Here is a 15989-nt window from a genome sequence, read left to right as displayed (position 1 = left end):
CACGGCAGGTACCGATCGTTGGTCGGTACATATTCCCAACGCACGTTACGTATCGGCCACAGGTCGGTACACCCAACACGAGGTTCCCCCATGAGCAATACAGATCGTCGTTTCCACGTCGCCGTCGTCGGTGCCACCGGTGCTGTCGGCGAAACCATGCTGGCCATCCTGGCCGAGCGCAACTTCCCGATCGCCACGCTGAGCCTGCTCGCGTCCTCGCGTTCGGCCGGTGGCGAGATCGAGTTCCAGGGCGAGAAGATCAAGGTCCAGGACCTGAGCACCTTCGATCCGAACGGCGTGGATATCGCGCTGTTCTCCGCCGGTGGCAGCGTCTCCAAGGAGTTCGGTCCCAAGTTCGCGGCCGCCGGTGCCGTGGTGATCGACAACTCCTCGGCCTTCCGTTACGACGATGACGTCCCGCTGGTCGTCTCTGAAGTGAACCCGGAGGCGCTGAAGCACCGCCCGCGCGGCATCATCGCCAACCCGAACTGCTCGACCATGCAGATGCTGGTCGCACTCGCCCCGCTGCACCGCCAGTACGGCATCGAGCGCATCAACGTGGCCACCTACCAGTCCGTTTCCGGCGGTGGCCGTTCGGCACTGGAAGAGCTTGGCAAGCAGACCGGCCAGCTGCTCAGCTTCCAGGACATCGATCCGCAGCGCTTCCCCGTGCAGATCGCCTTCAACCTGATTCCGCACATCGATGACTTCCAGGACAACGGCTTCACCAAGGAAGAAATGAAGCTGGTCTGGGAAACCCGCAAGATCCTTGGTGATGACAGCATCCTGGTGAACCCGACCGCCGTGCGCGTGCCCGTGTTCTATGGTCACTCCGAAGCGGTCACCATCGAAACCCGCGACAAGGTCACCCCGGACGCGGCGCGCGAGCTGCTGGCGCGTTCGCCGGGCGTGGAAGTGGTCGACAAGCACGAGGCCGGTGGCTATCCGACCCCGGTCACCCATGCCTCGGGCACCGATGCGGTGTACGTCGGCCGCATCCGCGAGGATCTCTCGCACCCGCGTGGCCTGAACCTGTGGATCGTCTCGGACAACATCCGCAAGGGCGCCGCCCTCAATGCGGTGCAGCTGGCCGAGCTGGTCGCGGCCGAAGGCTGATCGCGCGGTGGTCGGCGGCATGGGGATGCCGCCGACCACCCGCATTGAAACATCGCCGATCACGGGGGGAGCCGTTATATTGGCCGCCATGAAGAACCGGGCTCCGGGCGCAGTGCGTCCGCTCAAGTATGTGTCGACGCTGCTGCTGGCCTTGGCCAGCAGTTCCGCCATGGCCCTGGGCCTGGGCGATATCCGGGTGCTGTCCAAGCCGGGCCAGCCGTTGCTGGCCGAAATCCCCGTCATTTCCGCCGATCCGTCCGAGCTGGAAAACCTCCGCGTCGCGCTGGCCTCGCCGGCGACGTTTGCCCGGGTCGGGCTGGAGCCGCCGTCCGGGCTGGTCAGCGAACTGCAGTTCGAGTTGACCCGCAATGCGCAGGGCCGCGCCGTGGTGCGCGTCAGCAGCCATGCGCCGGTGGCCACCCCCTCGTTGAATTTCCTGATCGAAGCCGATTGGGGGCAGGGCCGTCTGGTCCGTGAATATTCCGCCCTGGTGGATGCGCCCAACAGCGCCGCCGCCGTGGCCGAGCCGGAGATCGTCGCCCCGGCGGGCGCGATGTCCAATGCCATCATTCGTGAGCCGGCAGCGCCGGCGGCACCTGTCGCCGCCACGCCACGCCGCGCAGAACCGGCGGCCCCGTCGCGCCCGGCCGCGCCACGCGCTGCACCTGCCGCGCCGGTTGCTGCGGCCGATGGCAGCGTCACCGTCCAGCGCGGACAGACGCTGTCGCAGATCGCGGGCTCGCTGGCCCGGGAGCAGGGCATCAACCGCGACCAGGCGATGATCGCGCTGCTGCGGGCGAACCCCGAAGCCTTCATCCGTGGCAACGTGAACCTGCTCAAACAGGGCGCGGTGCTGCGCACGCCAGGCGCCGATGCGCTGGCGCAGATTGATGCGCAGCAGGCCGCGGCGATCGTGCGCGAACACACCGCGCAGTGGCGGCAATCGCGGGCGGCGATCCCGCAACCGGCCGACAGTGGCGTCGCCGCTGCACCGGCACCGGCAACCGCGGCCCCGGCCGCCAACCAGGGCGCTCGCCTTGAAATCGCGCCGGCCGTTGCCGCCGCGGGCACCACCGCAGGTACAACCACCGGCACCGCTGCCGGCACCGAGGGCGACATGCTGGCGAACGAACAACTGCGACAGGCCAAAGAAGACGTTGCCACGCGCGATGCCGAGATCCAGGAACTGCGTCAGCGCGTGGCCGAGCTGGAAAAGCTCAAGGCGCAGCAGCAGTCGCTGATCGCGATGAAGGACACCGACCTGGCCGCCGCACAACAGCGTCTGGAGCAGGCACCCGGTACGCGCGACAGCGCGGGCGGTGGCTGGTACTGGCTGGGCCTGGTCGTGCTGCTGCTGGTGGTCGGGGGCTGGGCGCTGGTGCGCCGTCGCAAGCCGTCGCCGCTGCCACCGCTGGCGAACGATGGGCTCGATGCTGCGTCGCTGGCCGCCGCCGTGCCTGCTGCTGATCATGTGGACGAACTGGCGGCGCAGCACGATGACGCACAGCGCGTGCCCGACGAAGAAGCAGTTGCAGAGACCGATGTGTACGCCGGGCTCCGCCGCGAGCCGGTGTTCTCGCTGTCGCCCTCCATGCACGATGCGCAGCCGCACGATCGCCTGGACGCGCCGCAGTGGAGTGCTGACGTGACGGACGAGGCGCCGGTGTTGCCCGAGGTCGAGGCCACCGCTGCGTCGGCCTACGGCATCGACGCCGACGCGCAGCATGTGACGGTGGATGATGCGCTGTTGCGTGAACCGGCGCCGCTGATCGGGCCGCCGGCCCACGCGCTGGAAGCCGCCGCACAGCCTTCGTTCCGTGGCGTCTTCGAATTCCCGGACGAATCGGTGACCGGCGAAGAACACCGTCTGGATGCGAGCGATGATCGCGCTGGCCTCGACGCTGCGCCGGTCATCGCCAGTCCGGACGACACAGCCCGCGCGGATGACATTGCCGATGCCGATGCCGATGCCGATGCCGCTGCTCCGCCGGTCGACGAGGCCCCCATCGCCCCGGTCGGCAGCCCTGGCCGCGACCGCCTGGAACTGGCCATTGCCTATCTGGACCTTGGCGACGCCGAGACCGCGCGCACCCTGCTGCACGAAGTGGCCGTCGGTGCCGACCCGCACAGCCAGGCCGAAGCGCGCGAACTGCTGGCGCGACTGGGATGAGCGACGTCCGCCCGTTGGCAACCCGCGAACGCCGCCTTGATTACGTCGAGTTCGCCTCGCGCGATCCGGCCGCCAGCCGTCGGTTCTTCGAGCAGGTGTTCGGCTGGTCGTTCGTGGATTACGGCCCGGACTACACCGCCTTCGATGATGGCCGCCTCCAGGGCGGCTTCTTCCGCGGCGCGCCGCAGACCGCTTCGGGTGGGGCGCCGTTGCTGGTGATCTACGCCGATGATCTGCAGCCGATGCTGGAGGCCGTGCTGGCCCAGGGCGGGCAGATCATCAAACCGGTGTTCGCCTTCCCGGGCGGCAGCCGGTTCCAGTTCCTGGAACCCGGTGGCAACGAGCTGGCCGTGTGGTCCGAGCTCGACGCGACCTGATGCACCCCCCGGCGCCTGCGCCGGTCCCCCAAAACACAGAGGTTCACCATGCGCTACGCACTGGGCGTGGAATACGACGGCAGCGAATTCAAAGGCTGGCAGCAGCTCGGTGAGAGCGGCTGCCCGAGCGTGCAGGCCAGCCTGCAGGAGGCGCTGTCCTCGGTGGCCAATGCACCGATCCAGGTCGTGTGTGCGGGGCGTACCGATGCGGGCGTGCATGGCGAATGCCAGGTCGTGCATTTCGATACCGAGGTCGTTCGCGATCCGCGCAGCTGGATGTTGGGCACCACCACCCGCCTGCCGCGCTCGATCGCCGTGCGCTGGTGCGTTCCGGTGGCCGATGAGTTCCATGCGCGCTTCGCCGCGCGCGCGCGCCGCTACCGCTATCGCCTGCTCAATCGCCAGGTCCGCCCGGCGCTGTATCGGCAGACCCTGAGCTGGGAGCGCCGGCCGCTGGATGCCGGGCTGATGCATGCGGCAGGGCAGGCCCTGCTGGGCGAGAACGACTTCAGTGCCTTCCGCAGCGTGCAATGCGAGGCCCTGCACGCGCGCCGGAACATGCAGTCGCTCTCGGTGACCCGCCAGGGGGAGGTGGTGGAGGTCGCCGTTCAGGCCAATGCATTCCTTCATCACATGGTGCGCAATATCGTCGGTTCATTGATCCTGGTCGGTTGTGGTGAGCAACCGGTCTCGTGGATGGAGCAGCTGCTGGCCGGGCGCGACCGCACCGTGGCCGGCCCGACCGCTCCGCCGCAGGGATTGGTCTTCGTTGGTCCCCTGTACCCCGACAACTGGCAGCTGCCTGCCGAGGTCACCTTATGAGCCGCTCCTTCTACCGCACCCGTATCAAGTTCTGCGGCATGACCCGTGCCGGCGATGTGCGCCTGGCCGGCGAGCTCGGCGTGGACGCGGTGGGTTTCATCTTCGCCCGCGAGAGCAAGCGCCGGGTCGCGCCGGCCGAGGCACGCGCCATGCGCCAGGCGATCGCACCGATGGTGGATGTGGTGGCCTTGTTCCGCGACAACACCAAGGAAGAGGTGCGCGAAGTGCTGCGTACCGTGCGGCCGACCCTGCTGCAGTTCCATGGCGATGAAGACGAGTCGTTCTGCCGCAGCTTCAACATGCCGTACCTGAAGGCCGTGGCGATGGGCGGCAAGGACGAGGTCAACGCCCGTCAGCTGCAGCTGCGCTACCCCAGTGCGGCCGGGTTCTTGTTCGACAGCCACGCCCCCGGCGGCGGCGGCGGGACCGGCGTAGCCTTCGACTGGACCCGCCTGCCGACCGGCCTGCATCGTCCGTTCCTGCTGGCCGGCGGGATCACCCCGGACAACGTGTTCGATGCGATCGTCGCGACCCTGCCGTGGGGCGTGGATGTCTCCAGCGGTATCGAGTCCGAGCCGGGTATCAAGGACGGCTACAAGATGCGCAAGTTCGTGGAAGAAGTGCGCCGCGCGGATTGCCACGAAGCGGATTGATCCGTCCACCTTGGGCCTTGCGCCCAGCCCCCGGTAGTGCCGGCCGTTGGCCGGCCCCCTGATACACCCGTGCACTCATCCGTCCAGCTGCTCCCGCAGCCACCCGGCCAAGGCATCCACCCGCGGATCCGCAACGCCCTCCGGCGTCGCCAGGACCCAGAATCCGCCGGTGGCGCCGAATCCCCACGGCGCCAGCAGCCGGCCGGCCGCCAGCTCATCGGTCACCAGCGGCTCCGGCGCGATCGCCACGCCCAGCCCGGCAACCGCGGCTTCCAGCAGGTAGTAGAGATGCTCGAAGCCGCTGCCCAGCTGCAACTGCGCAGGGTCCAGCCCATGCGACAGCGCCCATGCCGGCCATGCCTGCGGGCGCGACGTGGTATGCAGCAGGGGCTCGGCCAGCAACGCTGACGGTGGCTGATGGCGCAACCGTGCCGCTGCCGGGTGGTGGGGGCTGATCACCACGCCCACGCGCTCCGGCGCCAGCTCCCGCACCTGCCAGCCACGCGGCCACGGCGGCTGGGCCAGCAACAGCACCGCATCCAGGCTTTGCTGGTCGGCGGTGAAGCTGCCGTCCTGGGCAGACCAGTGCAGCGGCAGTTGGGGCAGGGCGCTCTGCAGAGTTTGCAGGCGCGGAATCATCCAGCGCGCCAGGATGCTGCCACTGCAGCCGAGCACCAGCGCGTCGGGCCGCTGCTGGCGCTTGAGCGCCACCACCGCGTCGCGGATCTGATCGAAGGCACCCTGGCAAGCTGCCTGCAGGTCCTCACCGGCGCGGGTCAGGCGCAGGCCACGTCCCTCGCGCTGGAACAACGCGACACCCAGATGTTCCTCCAGCAGGCGCAGCTGGCGGCTAATCGCGCCATGGGTGACATGCAGGGCCTCGGCCGCCCGGCCGACCCCGCCCAGACGAGCAGCGGCCTCGAAGCTGCGCAGGGCATTGAGCGGGGGCAATGGTCCGTCGGTCATGTGAGTTTTCCTAACAGGTCGTGACAGATATTATCGATATTCCTGTCATGACAGGTGCGTTAAATTGGCAGCCTGTCTCCACCGGCTGTCTCGCTATGTCTGCCTCCCCCGTCTCCCCCATCGTCGATTTCCATGCCTACCCCGATGCCAACGGCCATTTCGGCCGCTACGGCGGGAGTTTCGTCGCCGAGACCCTGATCGGGCCGCTGCAGGAACTGGCCGCCGCCTATGACCAGGCGCGCCGCGATCCGGCCTTCATCGCCGCCTACGACAAGGACCTCACCCATTACGTGGGCCGGCCCAGCCCGATCTACCACGCCGAGCGGCTCAGCCAGCAGGTGGGCGGCGCGCAGATCCTGCTCAAGCGTGAGGATCTGAACCACACCGGCGCGCACAAGATCAACAACACCATCGGCCAGGCGCTGCTCGCCGCGCGGATGGGCAAGAAGCGCATCATCGCCGAGACCGGGGCCGGCCAGCACGGTGTGGCCAGTGCCACCGTGGCCGCCCGCCTGGGCCTGGAGTGCGTGGTGTACATGGGCGCCACCGACATCGAGCGGCAGAAGATCAACGTCTACCGCATGAAGCTGCTCGGCGCGACGGTGGTGCCGGTCACCTCCGGCTCGGCCACGCTCAAGGACGCGCTCAACGAAGCCATGCGCGACTGGGTCACCAATGTGCGCGACACCTTCTACATCATCGGCACGGTGGCCGGCCCGGATCCGTACCCGCGCATGGTGCGCGATTTCAACGCCATCGTCGGCCGCGAGGCGCGCGCGCAGATGCTCACCGATTACGGCAGACTGCCCGATGCGATCACTGCCTGCGTCGGCGGCGGCAGCAATGCGATCGGCCTGTTCCATGCGTTCCTCAACGATCGCGACGTGCGCATCGTCGGCGCCGAAGCGGCTGGCGATGGCATCCAGACCGGCCGCCATGCCGCCTCCATCGCGGCCGGCCGCCCGGGCGTGCTGCATGGCAACCGCACCTATGTGATCTGCGACGACGACGGCCAGATCACCGAAACCCATTCGGTCTCGGCCGGTCTGGACTATCCGGGCGTCGGCCCGGAGCACGCCTTCCTGGCCGATGCCGGGCGCGCCGAGTACGTCGGCATCACCGATGACGAAGCGCTCGCCGCGTTCCACCAGCTGGCGCACAGCGAAGGCATCCTGGCGGCGCTGGAATCCAGCCATGCGGTGGCCCAGGCGATCAAGATCGCGCGCGATCTGCCGCGCGACAAGCTGGTGCTGTGCAACCTGTCCGGCCGTGGCGACAAGGACGTGCATACCATCGCCGCACGCGAGGGTCTGGTCCTGTGAATCCGCTGCTGCGCCAGGGAAGTGCGCTGCTGATGGTGGTCGGCCTGACCGGATGTACGCCGCCGGATCCGCCGGTATTGCCGGCGCCTGCTGCAGCGGTGGGCGCGGTTGCGCCGGCGCGGCAACTGGCCAGCAATGACGATGACATCGCCAACCGCCCGATCGAGGATGAGCCGCCGCCGCCGGCCGCAGCGGAGGCTGCCGTTGTCGACGAGGCCGCGCCGTCGGTGGTCTCGGTCGCGCTGGATCACGCCGGCGATGTGCTGATCGGGCAGCGCTTCACCGAGCTCGCTGCCGATGGCCCGTGGCATTCGGCCGGCCTGAGCGAAGGCGAGCCCGGCGGTGCCTGCGAATACTACGAGCGGGGCAATCTGCCCGAAGGCGTCTCGATGATGGTCGAGGATGACCACGTGCAGCGCTTCGAGCTGGCCCCGATCGAGGAGTCCTACGAGGCCATCACCCAGCCGGGGCCGTTCGGCCTGCGCCTGGGCATGACGTTGGATGAAGCGCTCAAGCGCCTGCCGCCCGGCAGCACCCGCGCGCCGCATGCCTATGACCCGGAAACGGGCGAATACCTGACCTGGCAGGACCCCGGCTCGGATCTGGCGATCCGGCTGGAGATCTTCGACGGGGTGATATCGAAGCTGTACTGGGGCGCCAGTGGCGCCGTTGAACTGATTGAAGGATGTGCCTGAGATGTCCGTGGACCGTATCGATGCCTGTTTTGCCCGCCTGCGCGATGAACGTCGCAAGGCGCTGATTCCCTTCATCACGGCCGGCGATCCGGGCCTGGACGCCACCGTGCCGGTGATGCATGCGCTGGCCGCCGCCGGTGCGGACGTCATCGAACTGGGGGTGCCGTTCTCCGACCCGATGGCCGATGGCCCGACCATCCAGCGCAGCTCCGAGCGTGCGCTGGCGCGGGGGGCAGGGCTGCGCTATGTGCTGGAAACCGTCGCTGCGTTCCGCAACGACGACGCCACCACGCCGGTGGTGCTGATGGGCTACCTCAATCCGATCGAGATCCACGGCACGGCCCGCTTCGCGCAGTCCGCCATCGCCGCGGGCGTGGACGGCATCCTGTTGGTTGATCTGCCGCCGGAAGAAGCGGCCGAAACCCGCGAGATCTTCACCGCGGCGGGCCTGGCGCTGATCCTGCTGGCCTCGCCGACGACCGCCGATACCCGACTGGATACCCTGTCCGCGATGGCCCAGGGCTACCTGTACTACGTCAGCTTCGCCGGTGTGACCGGGGCGTCCGAGCGCTTGGACAGCAGCGCTGCCAGTGCCCGCCTGCGTGATCTGCGCCGCCGCTCCAGCGTGCCGGTGGTGGCGGGCTTCGGCATCAAGGATGCGGCCAGTGCCGCGGCCATGGCCGTGGAGGCCGATGGCGTGGTGGTGGGCAGCGCGCTGGTGGCTGCATTGGGCCAGGCGCCGAATGCCACGGCCGCGGCACAGACCGCGCAGGCATTCCTCACGCCGCTGCGACGCGCCCTCGACGCCGCCTGAAGCACGTAAACGTACGTACCAGAATGGTTTACGTCAGCCCCCCGGCAACCGCCGGGGGGTGCCCGAGCATGGAAACGGTGAGCTAGACTGTCCGCCTTTGCGGCCCCCGGGCCGCCCTGAACGGAAGTAGCATCCCGCATGAGTTGGCTCAGCAAGTTGATGCCGTCTGGCATCCGCACCGACAACGTCCCCAGCAAGAAGCGCAGCGTCCCCGAGGGCCTGTGGGAGAAGTGCAGCAGCTGCGGCAGCGCGCTCTACCGTCCTGAGCTGGAAGAGAACCTGGAAGTCTGCCCCAAGTGTGGTCACCACATGGCCATTCGCGCGCGTGCGCGCCTGGCCGCGCTGTTCGATGCGGACAGCACCACCGAGATCGGTGCGCGCCTGGGGCCGACGGACCTGCTCAAGTTCAAGGACCAGAAGAAGTACAGCGAGCGCATCAAGGCTTCGCAGAAGAACACCGGCGAGTACGACGCACTGATCGCCATGCAGGGAATGATGAAGGGCCGCCCGCTGGTCGCCTCGGCCTTCGATTTCGCCTTCATGGGCGGCTCGATGGGCTCGGTGGTCGGTGAGCGTTTCTCGCTGGCCGCGGAAAAGGCGCTGGAGATCGGCGCGCCCTACGTGTGCTTCTCCGCCAGCGGCGGCGCGCGCATGCAGGAAGGCCTGTTCTCGCTGATGCAGATGGCCAAGACCTCGGCCGCGCTGGGGCGCCTGCGCGACGCCGGCCTGCCGTACATCTCGGTGTTGACCCACCCGACCACCGGTGGCGTGTCGGCGTCGTTCGCAATGCTGGGCGACATCAACATCGCCGAGCCGCAGGCACTGATCGGCTTCGCCGGCCCGCGCGTGATCGAGCAGACCGTGCGCGAGAAGCTGCCGGAAGGGTTCCAGCGCTCGGAGTTCCTGCTCGAGCACGGCGCGATCGATCAGATCTGCGACCGTCGCGAGATGCGCGATCGCCTGTCTGAGATCCTGGCCATGCTGGCACGCCAGCCGGCGCCCGCACCGGACGCGGCGGCCTGATGGCGTCGCGCAAGTATTTCGGCACCGACGGCATCCGCGGCAAGGTCGGTGAGGGCGTCATCTCCGCCGATTTCGTGCTGCGCCTGGGCAATGCGCTCGGGCGCGCGCTGACCGAACGCAACGGGCATCGCCCGGTGGTGGTGATCGGCAAGGACACGCGCATCTCCGGCTACATGTTCGAAGCCGCGCTGGAGGCCGGGCTGGTCGCCGCCGGTGCGGACGTGCAGCTGCTCGGCCCGATGCCGACGCCCGCCGTGGCCTTCCTCACCCGCACCCTCGGTGCGGATGCAGGCATCGTTATCAGCGCCTCGCACAACCCGCACTACGACAACGGCATCAAGTTCTTCTCCGCCGATGGCGAGAAGCTCGATGACGCCACCGAGCTGGCGCTGGAAGCCGCGCTCGATGCGCCGTTCACCACGGTCGAATCCGAGCGGCTGGGCAAGGCCATGCGTGCGCGCGATGCGGTCGGTCGCTACATCGAGTTCTGCAAGGCCAGCGTGCCGCGCGGTTTCGACCTGCGTGGGCTGAAGATCGTGCTCGACTGCGCGCACGGTGCCACCTACCACGTTGCCCCGCTGCTGTTCCGCGAGATGGGCGCCGAGGTGGTCAGCATCGGCGATGCGCCCAACGGCCTGAACATCAACGATGGCGTCGGCTCGATGCACATCGACAACCTGGCCGCGAAAGTGCGCGAGGTCGGCGCCGATTTCGGCATCGCCTTCGATGGCGATGGCGACCGCGTGTTGATGGCCGATGACCAGGGCAACCCGGTCGATGGCGATGACCTGCTGTTCGTGCTGGCCCAGGCCTGGCAGCGCAGCGGTCGCCTGCATGGCCCGGTGGTCGGCACGCTGATGACCAACTTCGGCCTGGAGCAGGCCCTGGAACGCTTGAATATCCCGTTCCAGCGCAGCAACGTCGGTGACCGCTACGTGCATCAGGCACTGGTCGAAAACAACGGCGTGCTTGGCGGCGAAGCCTCCGGTCACCTGCTGTGCCTGGATCGCGCCACCACCGGTGATGCGATCGTCAGTGCGCTGCAGGTGCTGGAAGTGCTGCGCCGTGACGGCACCTCGCTGCGCCAGGTGCTGTCGGTGCTCAACAAGGTGCCGCAGAAGACCGTCAACGTGCGTCTGCAGGGCGCTGCCAAGGCGACCGTGCAGGCCGAGAGCGTGCAGGCCGCGCTGGCAGCTGCGCAGCAGGCGGTGAAAGGGCGCGGCCGCGCGTTCCTGCGGCCCTCCGGCACCGAGCCGGTGGTGCGTGTCACCGTCGAGGCGGACAGCACCGAGCTGATGCAGTCCACGCTGGACAGCCTCTCGGCGGCGGTGAAGGCGGCCGCCGCGGCCTGAGCCGGGCAGTGATGCCGGAAACTGAAAACGCCCCGGGAAACCGGGGCGTTTTCGTTGCAGCAGGCCGGCGCGTTACGGCCCCGGCACCATTTTCTTTTTCTTCGCCTTGAAGCGGTTGAACAGCGGCGCGATCAGCGGGTGGTAGCTGTAGGCGATGCGCTTGCGCAGCCAGCTCGCCGGCCGGTCGCGGATCGCGAACCGGTAGATGTGCTCCGGATCGCCGCCCACCACATTGCGGCCGAACGGGTGGGTGGTATGCAGGTACTTGAAGCCCTGCGCCCGCGCGATCTGCACGTAGTCTTCGTCGAAGTCGCCATAGGGCCAGCACAGGGTGTCCGAGACCTCGCCCAGCTGCTGCTGCAGTACTTCGCGGGCCACCGAGAGGTCGCCGCTGATGCCCTGGCGCTTGTGCTCGCGGGAGATGCCCTGCTTGAGCCAGCGGGTATGGGTATGGGTGTGGCAGTGCACCTCGAAGGTACCGGCGGCGATCATCTCGCGTGCTTCGCTCCAGCGCATCATCACCTCGTCCGGGCGGTTCTCGCGCAGGATCGCCGCCTCGCAACCACGATGGTCCGGTGTCGCGGGCAGGGTGGCACCGGCCTGGCCCGCATGCGGGCGGACATCGCCTTCGCCCATCCAGCCGGTCACCACGAACACCACCGCATGCATGCCGTACTTGGCCAGGATCGGGTGCGCGTACACCCAGTTGTCCAGGTAGCCGTCATCGAAGGTGATCACGATCGACTTGGCGGGCGTCGGCTTGCCGGCGAGGAAATCGGCGTACTGGTCCAGCGTCAGCGAGGTCCAGCCGTTGGCCGCCAGCCAGGCGATCTGGCTTTCGAAATTCTCCGGCGAGACCGTGATCATCCCCGGGGATGGGGAGACATGGTGGTGCATCAGCACCGGGACGGATCTAGCGTTGGCCATGGCCCAGTTCCTTCAACCACTGGTGGTAATAGTGTTCGGTCGCTTCAGTGTGACCGGTCGGGGTGAAACGGTGGGCACTGCGCATCCATTCCCAGCCCGCCAGGCCCATCTGCTGGCGGCGGTCGGGCTGCTCGATCAAGGTGCGCAGTGCGTGGGTCAGCGCAGCCTGGTCGCCCAGTGGCGCGAGCAGGGCATTGCTGCCTTCCACCACCATTTCCGGCACGCCGCCCACGCGCGTGGCCACGATCGGCACGCCAACGTAGGCCGCCTCGAGGAAGACCGTGCCGGCCGCTTCCTTGTGCGTAGCGAGCGCGAAGATATCGAAGCCGGTCATCAGCCGGCAAGCACCCTGGCGGTAGCCGAGCAGATGGACCTGCGCGGAGATACCGAGCTGCTCGCGCAGGGCGGTCAGGCGGTCCATCACTGGCTGGCCGTCACCGACGATCACCAGTTGCACGCGCGGATCGGCGCGGCACAGCGGTGCCATGGCCTGCAGCAGTTCCAGGTGGCCCTTGGGCTCGCGCAGCACCGCCACACACCCCACCACGATCTGCTCGTCGCTGAAGCCGAGCTCGGCGCGCACTTCGGCGCGGGTATCCTGCAGGCACTGCCACGGATCGCGCTTGGCGATCTGCGACCACTGCGGCGGCACCGCGATCGGCGGGACGATACCGACGTGCGCATCGGCGATGCCGCGGCTGACCATCAGCTTCTTGACGAAGCTGCTCACGGTCATCACCCGATGGGGCAGGCCGGTGTAGGTCAGCAGCGAGTTGATCGGGCTCATCAGGTGGCGCGAGCGCACCACCAGCGGGGTGCCGCCCAGCCGGGCGCCGGCGGCGGCGATCAGGCTGTCGCGGCGGCTGGTCGTGTTGACCACGTCGTAGCCTTGGCGGCGCACCAGGCGTGAGACCGACCAGATCCCGCGCAGCATCCGCAGCAGGCCGCCCATCTTGAGCGCGTGCACGGTAAAGCCGGCTTCGCGCGCCATCTCGCCCAGGCGGGCACCGGGCTGGCACAGCAGCGAGACGTCATGGCCGCGGTCGCGCATGGCCAGCATGTGGCGGTAGATGTAGATCTCCTGCCCGCCAAATCCTTTGGCAGCCTCGGTATGGAGAATTTTCAGTGGAGCGTTCATCGGTGGACAGTCCATGTGTGGAAAAGCGCCCGCGGCAGACGCGGGCGGCCATCGTCATTGCCTGCGGGATCGCGCCAACGCATCCCATGCGCTGTGCGGTGCCGTGGGTAGGAGGTCGTGCGGGCACACCGGCCATGGGGTCGGCCCTGCCGGCGTGAGCCAGCGCAACGCCATCGGCGATGAGGGGGAGGGCAGGGCAACCATCAGGCGGACCGGGCGACGCAAGGAGTAAAGGGGGCGGCGCGTGAGCGTCGCCGTTGGCCCGTTCTGGCCGTCTGGGCGCGCGCATTGTATCGGTTTGTATCAATGTATCGGTGGCGGGGTTGGCCCGATCTGGCACAATGTTCAGCCGGGCCACAGCTGGCCCACCGACCACCATGAACAAGCAGGAATCGCTGTGAGCCAGATCCCCACCCTCGACATCACCCGTTTTGACACCGACCGCGACGCGTTCGTGGCCGAACTGGGTGCGGCCTACCGCGAATGGGGCTTTGCTGGCATCCGCAACCACGGCATTCCGCAGGCCGATATCGACGCCGCCTACGAGGTCTTCAAGGCCTTCTTCGCGCTGCCCGAAGAGACCAAGCGCCAGTACCACGTGCCGGGCAGCGGTGGCGCGCGCGGCTACACGGCCTTCGGCGTGGAGACCGCCAAGGGCTCGCAGCACTTCGATCTGAAAGAGTTCTGGCACATCGGCCGGGAAATCCCGGACGACTCCCCGTACCGTGACGTGATGGCCCCCAACCTGTGGCCGAGCGAGGTCCCGGGCTTCCGCGAGCGCGGCTACGGGATCTACCAGGCCCTGGACGCGCTGGGCTCGCGGGTGCTGTCGGCGCTGGCCCTGCACATCGGCCTGCCCGAAGACTTCTTCGCGGACAAGACCAACAACGGCAATTCGATCCTGCGCCCGATCCATTACCCGCCGATCACCGCCGAAAACATCCCGAACGTGCGCGCCGGTGCCCATGGCGACATCAACTTCATCACCCTGCTGGTCGGCGCCAGCGCCGCCGGCCTGGAAGTGCAGTCGCACGAGGGCAAGTGGGTGCCGTTCACCTCGGACGCGGACACCATCGTGGTCAACATCGGCGACATGCTGCAGCGCCTGACCAACCACGTGTACCCGTCCACCATCCACCGCGTGGTCAATCCCCCGGGCGAACAGGCGCGCCAGCCACGCTACTCGGTGCCGTTCTTCCTGCACCCGAACCCGGATTTCCTGATCGACGTGCTGCCGACCTGCATCACCCCGGAAAACCCGAGCCGCTACCCGGAGCCGATCACCGCCCATGGCTTCCTGGAAGAGCGCCTGCGCGAGATCAAGCTGAAGTAAGCCACGAAGGCCGCCGAAAGGCGGCCTTCTTCATTCTGCGTAGTGCCGGCCACTGGCTGGCCGGCTCCAGACAATGTTGGCCCGGCTGCAGTCGGCTATTTGCTGCCCGTGTTGGGCAAGCGCCGCCATGCCCAGCCGGGACGCGCCGTATACCCGTCCATGGGGGCTCGACGTGCGCCATCCATGGCGCCCGACGGTCCCGGCTGGGCATGGCGCCCCCGACAGATTTTACTCGCCGGAGGGCAGGGCGGACTCAATGCCGCCCCGCCGCAATGCCGCCCCGGCACATAGCTGTCCCACGCAAGCCGACACACTGTCAGAGGGTGGGCACCTCTACCGCTGCCGTCGCCGTTGCTTTTCACGTCCGCCCGCAGTGAAAAATAAATATCCAATTGAAATGTAAGCGTTTTCCCGCCCGCGCCATTTCGTTGCATCCGTTATCATGGCCGGCTGATACCCAAAGGAGCCCCCGCCATGCGCCGCAAGATCGTCGCCGGTAACTGGAAGCTGCACGGCAGCCGCCAATTCGCCACCGACCTGGTCAGTGACCTGGTTGCCGACCTCCCGCTGCCGGGCGTCGAAGTCGTCGTCCTGCCGCCACTGCCGTACCTGGGCGAACTGGTCGAAGCCTTCGAAGGCCGCGCCGTCGCTTTCGGCTCCCAGGACGTCAGCAGCAATGAAAAGGGCGCCTACACCGGTGAGGTCTCGGCCACCATGCTGGCCGAAGTCGGCGCCCGCTACGGCCTGGTCGGTCACTCCGAACGCCGCCAGTACCACGCCGAAAGCAGCGAACTGGTCGCGCGCAAGTTCGCCGCCGCCCTGCATGCCGGGCTGACCCCGATCCTGTGCGTCGGCGAAACCCTCGAGCAGCGTGAAGCCAACCAGACCGAGGCGGTCATCGCCTCGCAGCTGGCCCCGGTGCTGGAACTGGTGGGTGCCGCCGGCTTTGCCCAGGCCGTGGTCGCCTATGAGCCGGTCTGGGCCATCGGTACCGGCCGGACCGCCTCCAAGGAGCAGGCCCAGCAGGTCCACGCGTTCATCCGTGGCGAAGTGGCCAAGCTGGATGCTAGAATTGCGGATTCACTGTCGATCCTCTATGGCGGCAGCGTGAAGCCCGACAACGCCGCGGAACTGTTCGCACAGCCCGATGTCGATGGTGGGCTGGTGGGCGGCGCCTCCCTGGTGGCCGCGGACTTCCTTGCCATCGCTGCCGCGGCGGCGGGGCGCTAATTAGTTACGTTGTCGGCCCAACCGCCGGCACGACATGTCCGAGGACGGATT

Annotated in this window: 15 protein-coding genes; 12 read left to right on the top strand and 3 right to left on the bottom strand. The window is 67.9% G+C overall.

What is annotated here, in order from left to right; all coding sequences use genetic code 11:
* Positions 1-90: 90 nt before the first annotated feature.
* The 5 genes from ACTT2I_RS12225 to ACTT2I_RS12205 all read left to right on the top strand — a co-directional run bounded on the left by ACTT2I_RS12225 (position 91) and on the right by ACTT2I_RS12205 (position 5138).
* Positions 91-1116 carry an aspartate-semialdehyde dehydrogenase gene (locus ACTT2I_RS12225; protein ID WP_088433284.1) on the top strand — a complete coding sequence of 342 codons (1026 nt, stop codon included), beginning with the start codon at positions 91-93 and terminating at the stop codon, positions 1114-1116.
* Between the two features lie 88 nt (positions 1117-1204).
* The gene (locus tag ACTT2I_RS12220) at positions 1205-3286 is read left to right on the top strand and encodes a FimV/HubP family polar landmark protein (RefSeq protein ID WP_443096679.1); all 2082 of its coding nucleotides are present in this window, start codon (positions 1205-1207) and stop codon (positions 3284-3286) included.
* Entirely contained in the window at positions 3283-3663 is a 381-nt protein-coding gene (locus ACTT2I_RS12215) for a VOC family protein (RefSeq protein WP_293980645.1), read from the top strand. Before ACTT2I_RS12220 ends, ACTT2I_RS12215 begins: the two co-directional genes overlap by 4 nt.
* 48 nt (positions 3664-3711) lie before the next feature.
* Positions 3712-4485: a tRNA pseudouridine(38-40) synthase TruA gene (truA, locus tag ACTT2I_RS12210; protein ID WP_088433286.1), complete on the top strand. Its 774-nt coding sequence runs from the start codon at positions 3712-3714 to the stop codon at positions 4483-4485.
* Positions 4482-5138: a phosphoribosylanthranilate isomerase gene (locus ACTT2I_RS12205; RefSeq protein WP_088433287.1), complete on the top strand. Its 657-nt coding sequence runs from the start codon at positions 4482-4484 to the stop codon at positions 5136-5138. The genes truA and ACTT2I_RS12205 overlap by 4 nt, the downstream gene beginning before the upstream one ends.
* 75 nt (positions 5139-5213) lie before the next feature.
* Here the strand turns inward: ACTT2I_RS12205 and ACTT2I_RS12200 are convergent, their stop codons facing one another.
* Positions 5214-6104: a LysR family transcriptional regulator gene (locus tag ACTT2I_RS12200; RefSeq protein WP_421099267.1), complete on the bottom strand. Its 891-nt coding sequence runs from the start codon at positions 6102-6104 to the stop codon at positions 5214-5216.
* A gap of 95 nt (positions 6105-6199) precedes the next feature.
* Here ACTT2I_RS12200 and trpB point away from each other — a divergent pair, with 95 nt between their 5' ends.
* The 5 genes from trpB (at position 6200) to glmM (ending at position 11310) form a co-directional block, all read left to right on the top strand.
* Positions 6200-7426: a tryptophan synthase subunit beta gene (trpB, locus tag ACTT2I_RS12195; RefSeq protein ID WP_293984561.1), complete on the top strand. Its 1227-nt coding sequence runs from the start codon at positions 6200-6202 to the stop codon at positions 7424-7426.
* Positions 7423-8121: a hypothetical protein gene (locus ACTT2I_RS12190; protein ID WP_293984563.1), complete on the top strand. Its 699-nt coding sequence runs from the start codon at positions 7423-7425 to the stop codon at positions 8119-8121. The genes trpB and ACTT2I_RS12190 overlap by 4 nt, the downstream gene beginning before the upstream one ends.
* A gap of 1 nt (position 8122) precedes the next feature.
* Positions 8123-8935 (top strand): tryptophan synthase subunit alpha, encoded by an 813-nt coding sequence (gene trpA / locus ACTT2I_RS12185; protein WP_421099268.1) that lies wholly within the window; start codon positions 8123-8125, stop codon positions 8933-8935.
* 138 nt (positions 8936-9073) lie between these two features.
* Positions 9074-9958, top strand: a complete 885-nt coding sequence (accD, locus tag ACTT2I_RS12180; protein ID WP_293984565.1) for an acetyl-CoA carboxylase, carboxyltransferase subunit beta — start codon at positions 9074-9076, stop codon at positions 9956-9958.
* On the top strand, positions 9958-11310 hold the full coding sequence (gene glmM, locus ACTT2I_RS12175; RefSeq protein WP_421099269.1) for a phosphoglucosamine mutase: 1353 nt from the start codon (positions 9958-9960) through the stop codon (positions 11308-11310). The genes accD and glmM overlap by 1 nt, the downstream gene beginning before the upstream one ends.
* Positions 11311-11382: 72 nt before the next feature.
* Here the strand turns inward: glmM and ACTT2I_RS12170 are convergent, their stop codons facing one another.
* Positions 11383-12237 carry a polysaccharide deacetylase family protein gene (locus ACTT2I_RS12170; RefSeq protein ID WP_421099270.1) on the bottom strand — a complete coding sequence of 285 codons (855 nt, stop codon included), beginning with the start codon at positions 12235-12237 and terminating at the stop codon, positions 11383-11385.
* Positions 12224-13375, bottom strand: coding sequence for a glycosyltransferase family 4 protein (locus ACTT2I_RS12165; RefSeq protein WP_421099271.1), 1152 nt, complete (start codon positions 13373-13375; stop codon positions 12224-12226). Before ACTT2I_RS12165 ends, ACTT2I_RS12170 begins: the two co-directional genes overlap by 14 nt.
* A 397-nt stretch (positions 13376-13772) precedes the next feature.
* Here ACTT2I_RS12165 and ACTT2I_RS12160 point away from each other — a divergent pair, with 397 nt between their 5' ends.
* Together ACTT2I_RS12160 and tpiA are read left to right on the top strand one after the other, a co-directional pair.
* Complete coding sequence (locus ACTT2I_RS12160; RefSeq protein WP_088433295.1) at positions 13773-14708, top strand: isopenicillin N synthase family dioxygenase; 936 nt, start codon at positions 13773-13775, stop codon at positions 14706-14708.
* A 474-nt stretch (positions 14709-15182) separates the two neighbouring features.
* A complete protein-coding gene (gene tpiA, locus ACTT2I_RS12155) occupies positions 15183-15938 on the top strand; it encodes a triose-phosphate isomerase (RefSeq protein ID WP_293984570.1) in 756 nt (251 codons plus the stop codon).
* The last annotated feature ends 51 nt before the right edge of the window (positions 15939-15989 follow it).

It is taken from the genome of Stenotrophomonas sp. PUT21 (genome assembly GCF_052232875.1).
Taxonomy (GTDB): domain Bacteria; phylum Pseudomonadota; class Gammaproteobacteria; order Xanthomonadales; family Xanthomonadaceae; genus Stenotrophomonas; species Stenotrophomonas maltophilia_N.
This window is presented reverse-complemented; position numbering and strand designations above follow the sequence as displayed.

What these genes read in the sequence shown, in the direction of transcription:
- ACTT2I_RS12225 (WP_088433284.1), top strand. Translation starts at nt 91, where the DNA reads ATGAGCAATACAGATCGTCGTTTCCACGTCGCCGTCGTCGGTGCCACC.
- ACTT2I_RS12220 (WP_443096679.1), top strand. Translation starts at nt 1,205, where the DNA reads ATGAAGAACCGGGCTCCGGGCGCAGTGCGTCCGCTCAAGTATGTGTCG.
- ACTT2I_RS12215 (WP_293980645.1), top strand. Translation starts at nt 3,283, where the DNA reads ATGAGCGACGTCCGCCCGTTGGCAACCCGCGAACGCCGCCTTGATTAC.
- truA (WP_088433286.1), top strand. Translation starts at nt 3,712, where the DNA reads ATGCGCTACGCACTGGGCGTGGAATACGACGGCAGCGAATTCAAAGGC.
- ACTT2I_RS12205 (WP_088433287.1), top strand. Translation starts at nt 4,482, where the DNA reads ATGAGCCGCTCCTTCTACCGCACCCGTATCAAGTTCTGCGGCATGACC.
- ACTT2I_RS12200 (WP_421099267.1), bottom strand. Translation starts at nt 6,104, where the DNA reads ATGACCGACGGACCATTGCCCCCGCTCAATGCCCTGCGCAGCTTCGAG.
- trpB (WP_293984561.1), top strand. Translation starts at nt 6,200, where the DNA reads ATGTCTGCCTCCCCCGTCTCCCCCATCGTCGATTTCCATGCCTACCCC.
- trpA (WP_421099268.1), top strand. Translation starts at nt 8,123, where the DNA reads ATGTCCGTGGACCGTATCGATGCCTGTTTTGCCCGCCTGCGCGATGAA.
- accD (WP_293984565.1), top strand. Translation starts at nt 9,074, where the DNA reads ATGAGTTGGCTCAGCAAGTTGATGCCGTCTGGCATCCGCACCGACAAC.
- glmM (WP_421099269.1), top strand. Translation starts at nt 9,958, where the DNA reads ATGGCGTCGCGCAAGTATTTCGGCACCGACGGCATCCGCGGCAAGGTC.
- ACTT2I_RS12170 (WP_421099270.1), bottom strand. Translation starts at nt 12,237, where the DNA reads ATGGCCAACGCTAGATCCGTCCCGGTGCTGATGCACCACCATGTCTCC.
- ACTT2I_RS12165 (WP_421099271.1), bottom strand. Translation starts at nt 13,375, where the DNA reads ATGAACGCTCCACTGAAAATTCTCCATACCGAGGCTGCCAAAGGATTT.
- tpiA (WP_293984570.1), top strand. Translation starts at nt 15,183, where the DNA reads ATGCGCCGCAAGATCGTCGCCGGTAACTGGAAGCTGCACGGCAGCCGC.